Source organism: Lactobacillus sp. PSON (assembly GCF_052615405.1).
This window is the reverse complement of the sequence record NZ_JBQXFW010000016.1, coordinates 1-4,249: the sequence shown is the minus strand read 5'-3', so window position 1 is coordinate 4,249 and position 4,249 is coordinate 1. Positions and strand designations below refer to the sequence as shown.

Here is a 4,249-nt window from a genome sequence, read left to right as displayed (position 1 = left end):
TGTGTATATTGAAATATAAGATAATTAAATAAATAATATCTACTTAGTATACTAATTAATTTACTGAAACAAGGAAAAATAAAACTAAATAATTACACTAATGCTTTAATAATTATATGCCCATATTAGGAGCAATATATCCATATGTGGTATAATTAAATAAAAATGGAGATGATGTATATGACAACTACAATTTCAGCAATCTTGAATAATAATAATTTGACAGTTGCAGATATTGCATCCAAAAGTGGAGTTGCTCGATCAACATTAGGAAATGCTATTAAAAAGCCAATTGAATCTTGGTCAATCAGAGTATTAAACGCTTTTGCTAAAGGATTGGGAATGCAATCACCTGATTTATTAAGTAAATTACAGTCTGACAACTATGAACTAAAGATTGATGATAAAAATCAAATGATTCAGGGAATTCAAATAAGTGATAAAGAACTATATCAACAAGTTAAATTTGCTGTAGTTAATAATCACTTGGAAGGATGGCAACCCACTAGAGACGATATTTTGTACTTACTTAAAGAAGTACAAAAACCTGATCCCGAATTTGATGAAATGTACAGAGATCTTTTTGAAAATGAGTAATTGGATTGAAGAAACAATTTATCCTAACGGTGTATTAATTAATAAATTAAATATTCATGATGCAAAAAAACTTGCAGCATTAGAATATGAAGAAACTGCAGTAGCAGCAATTAAGATCTTACAAAGAAAGCCTAAAGTTAATAATATTATGCAATTAACTAAATTGCATAAATTAATGTTTTACAAGCTTTACGATTGGGCTGGCAAATATAGGTGGGGAAATTTTCAAAAAGATGGCTATACTTTTTTTGACTACAAAAGATTTAGATTTGCCGAAATTGATATAAATAATTTATTGCAAGAACAAAGTAATAAGAGAACGCTGTCTGCTTTAGATTACGCACAATTGCTAGATTTAATTAATTATATGCATCCTTTTAGAGAAGGCAATGGACGTAGTGCTCGTTTATTTTTACAATGTTACGCTGCAAATCATCAACAGATTATTGATTATCAAAGAAATAATGATCAAATGATTTTAGCCCAACAAAATGCTGATACAGAGGCAATGGCTAAACTGATTAAAGTTGAAAATACTATGACACGTGAGATTGCATTTCAACAACTAATTATGAAAAGAAATGCCCAGCATAAAAATAAGCATCTCTAATATCTATATTTTTAGTCAAGCACATTCTGTTTTTATCTTGTAAAATAAGATAATTAAATAAATCATAATATTAAGGGAATATAATTCATGAAACTAAATAAGAAATTAACAGCTATCTCGGCCGTTGCACTAATGGGAATTGCTCTATTTACTTCTAAGACAGTACAAGCTGTAGATGGTTCAATTATTAAAACAACTATGCACAATTCAGCTGTTTATGATAAAAATGGTAAAAATACTGGAAAAACATATTCATCATATCAAAAGATCACTGTAGATCCTGATACAGTTGAAATTAATGGAAGTCAATATTACAAATTAACTGGCAAGAATCAATATATTAAAGCAACAAACATTGATGGTGTTAAGCGAACAGTTGAACATAATGCTTACGTTTACGCAACCAGTACTAGACGTGCTAACAGCAGACTAGTTAAAAAGGGTACTACTATTGTTACTTATGGTGGAAGCTATAAGTTTAAGAATGGTAAGAGATATTACCGAGTAGGTGGACCAGCTAAGCAATATGTAAAAGTTGCCAATTTAGGTAATGTTGTAAAAAAAGATGAAAATAAAAATATTAATTCTGTAACTGACCCTACTCAAGAAGAAACTATAGTAACCGTTACTTCTCCAGACACTGAAATTTGGACCCCAGATAAATATAATAATCCAACAAGTAATGGAAAAACTGTTCCTGTAGGAACTAAATTTACAGTAGACCGATTAGAATATAACAAAATGTCTGAGAAGTCACCTTTAAATGAAAAGACAGGTTCAAATCCGTACTATTATAGAATAAAAGGTACAAATAAATGGTTAGATGAAAGTGATGTTACAGCTAATAAAAAGTTAAAAAAACATAATTATTCTTTAGAAAACTTTACTTATATTAACTTTATTAAAGACACAGATGTTTATGATGCTAAAGGCAATATTTTGGATCCTAATGGAAATGGTCAACGTATAACAAAGCAGCTGGGAGATATTAAAGTGAATAAATTACTTTATATTTGGTTACCAAAGGAAAACAAAGCTGAATTGTTTTACCATTTAGTAGGCAAATCATTTTATGCCACAAAGGGAGAATGGTCAGCAATTACTGTAAAAGATGGTTATGTAAAAGCTGATGATGTAAAGTACTCCATGGGTATTAAATTAGCACCAAGTAATACTCCAGAAGAAGCCAAAGCTGCTTATGAAACAAGTAATAGTTCAAATAACTAGTAAGTAAAAAGTATAGATATGATATATATCTATACTTTTGTTATATTAATGAAAGTAGAAGCTTATGATTCTTTTTATTGTGGGAAACGGTTTAGATAGAAGCTTAGGACTACCTATAGATTATCGAAATAATTTACTTTCTATCTTAGAACAGATGGATACTAAAAAGGCAGAGTTTATTAGTAAGGTTTTCTTTTTAGATGATGAAAAATTATGGAGTGAGTTTGAAAACAATATTGGTAATATAAAAGATCTCCATCCTAAAAGCAAACTATCTAATCATTAATCAGTATCTTTAATATTTCTACAATACAATTATTTTTGTTGACTATGAACTTGCAACCAATCAGCAATAAACTTCATAGTTTTATCGTCATCAGGATTATTAGTGACTGTTAAAATAAAATCTAAACTTTCTTTTCTTGGCAAATTTAGTTCATAACCATTAATTTTTAAAAAGAATGCTGTTGAAAGTAAAGCAGTTCTTTTGTTGCCATCGTTAAATATATGCTTTTTAGTAGTCTTTTGCAGGATAAATGCGGCTTTAAGCCAAATAGTAGGATAAAGTTCACGTCCAAAAAGAAATTGCATAGGTTGCTTAGATACAATATCTAATCCTTCAGAATATTGAATACCAAAGTTATCCGAAGTTGAATGCTTAACTACACTCTGATTAATATGAATTAAGTCTGTTTTAGTAAGATATTTCATTATTTAGTTTCTAAGTCTCTCATTAAATCACTATTTTTAGCGTAGAAATCGTTGATAAAATTATCTAACTCAGGATGAACAGCTTCTAACTTCGAAAATGTAATAGTATTACCATCTGCACTGACCTTTTTTTCAAAGATTGTATTATTATCAGCATGTAATAATTTCCGGTCTTCTTTAGTAAGTCTCAAAGCATAGGAATTTCCTGCTTTGAACATTTTTGTTTTTTCTAATGTATTTTCTGCCATGTTATTACTTCCTTTCATTATGTAATCACATTTTATACTATAATTATTGAAACAACAAGAAAAGTACCTTGACTTGGTTAGTTTTCAATAAAATTGGAATTATATTAAGTTGAATCAATAAATCCTGTTCAAAATTACTATCTAAACATAAAATAACTTAAATATAAAAATTGGAAAATTCTATGACTGAATCTAAAAAATTTATAGTAAACAAAACATCAAAATGCTACATTTATGAATTTTAAGATATTGAATAATACCTTCTAATTTTTCTTCAGCTGCACATTTAGATTTTCTAAGCATAGAAAAATCCCACCTCCATAGATAAGCTCAATTTTTCATTTTTGAATTATTCATGGAGATGGGATTGTATCACAATTTGCTTCTTTTTTATTTTGCCTTTATTTTTGCTTTTGTATATCAGCATTATATCGCTTTTTAAAATAATGATTAATTGGATTGCGTAGATTTTCATCAAGTACGATTGCTTCTTCTGGTATTTCAGCTGGTGAAGTTTCAGTAAAAGTATCTGAAACCAATGGAGTAGATTATAAGTTAACAATCAGCTGCAATGTCTACAAGGAAGACAATAAATTAGTTACTAATGAGTTATCTCTTGAAATCGGCATTACTGTAAAACCTACTGACTTATTGCATGGATTACCAAATAGTGATTTGGTAAAGGTTACAGCAGGTGCAGCTTTAGTATTGGCTATAGCTATGATTGCTGCATTTGTTAGTGGTGGAGCAATTATGGCTGGTGCAGGAGCAGCTGAAAAGTGCGTTGACCTTGAGATCAGCGACTGGAAGGAATTTACCAAGAAGAAAGAAGAAGCCAAGAAGATTGACAGCGCCC

7 protein-coding genes are annotated in these 4,249 nt (G+C 29.4%); 5 read left to right on the top strand and 2 right to left on the bottom strand.

The features are described 5' to 3' along the window. The first annotated feature begins 180 nt into the window (after nucleotides 1–180). From ACTHPI_RS09380 to ACTHPI_RS09365, 4 genes are all read left to right on the top strand, one after another. Nucleotides 181–597, top strand: coding sequence for a helix-turn-helix domain-containing protein (locus ACTHPI_RS09380; RefSeq protein WP_445353870.1), 417 nt, complete (start codon nucleotides 181–183; stop codon nucleotides 595–597). Then, a complete protein-coding gene (locus tag ACTHPI_RS09375; protein ID WP_445353869.1) occupies nucleotides 590–1,207 on the top strand; it encodes a Fic/DOC family protein in 618 nt (205 codons plus the stop codon). The genes ACTHPI_RS09380 and ACTHPI_RS09375 overlap by 8 nt, the downstream gene beginning before the upstream one ends. An 87-nt stretch (nucleotides 1,208–1,294) precedes the next feature. Next, nucleotides 1,295–2,434 (top strand): SLAP domain-containing protein, encoded by a 1,140-nt coding sequence (locus ACTHPI_RS09370; RefSeq protein WP_445353868.1) that lies wholly within the window; start codon nucleotides 1,295–1,297, stop codon nucleotides 2,432–2,434. Between the two features lie 64 nt (nucleotides 2,435–2,498). Beyond that, a complete protein-coding gene (locus ACTHPI_RS09365) occupies nucleotides 2,499–2,720 on the top strand; it encodes an AbiH family protein (RefSeq protein WP_445353867.1) in 222 nt (73 codons plus the stop codon). 29 nt (nucleotides 2,721–2,749) lie between these two features. Here ACTHPI_RS09365 and ACTHPI_RS09360 read toward each other — a convergent pair whose 3' ends face one another. Together ACTHPI_RS09360 and ACTHPI_RS09355 are read right to left on the bottom strand one after the other, a co-directional pair. After that, on the bottom strand, nucleotides 2,750–3,145 hold the full coding sequence (locus ACTHPI_RS09360) for a type II toxin-antitoxin system death-on-curing family toxin (protein ID WP_445353866.1): 396 nt from the start codon (nucleotides 3,143–3,145) through the stop codon (nucleotides 2,750–2,752). Beyond that, nucleotides 3,145–3,393, bottom strand: a complete 249-nt coding sequence (locus ACTHPI_RS09355; RefSeq protein WP_445353865.1) for an AbrB family transcriptional regulator — start codon at nucleotides 3,391–3,393, stop codon at nucleotides 3,145–3,147. The genes ACTHPI_RS09360 and ACTHPI_RS09355 overlap by 1 nt, the downstream gene beginning before the upstream one ends. A gap of 459 nt (nucleotides 3,394–3,852) precedes the next feature. Here ACTHPI_RS09355 and ACTHPI_RS09350 point away from each other — a divergent pair. Further along, nucleotides 3,853–4,249, top strand: a 397-nt coding sequence (locus tag ACTHPI_RS09350; RefSeq protein ID WP_445353864.1) for a hypothetical protein, incomplete at its 3' end; no start/stop codon positions are given.

Coding starts and splice junctions, on each gene's coding strand:
- ACTHPI_RS09360 (WP_445353866.1), bottom strand. CDS start 3,145: ATGAAATATCTTACTAAAACAGACTTAATTCATATTAATCAGAGTGTA.
- ACTHPI_RS09375 (WP_445353869.1), top strand. CDS start 590: ATGAGTAATTGGATTGAAGAAACAATTTATCCTAACGGTGTATTAATT.
- ACTHPI_RS09380 (WP_445353870.1), top strand. CDS start 181: ATGACAACTACAATTTCAGCAATCTTGAATAATAATAATTTGACAGTT.
- ACTHPI_RS09365 (WP_445353867.1), top strand. CDS start 2,499: ATGATTCTTTTTATTGTGGGAAACGGTTTAGATAGAAGCTTAGGACTA.
- ACTHPI_RS09355 (WP_445353865.1), bottom strand. CDS start 3,393: ATGGCAGAAAATACATTAGAAAAAACAAAAATGTTCAAAGCAGGAAAT.
- ACTHPI_RS09370 (WP_445353868.1), top strand. CDS start 1,295: ATGAAACTAAATAAGAAATTAACAGCTATCTCGGCCGTTGCACTAATG.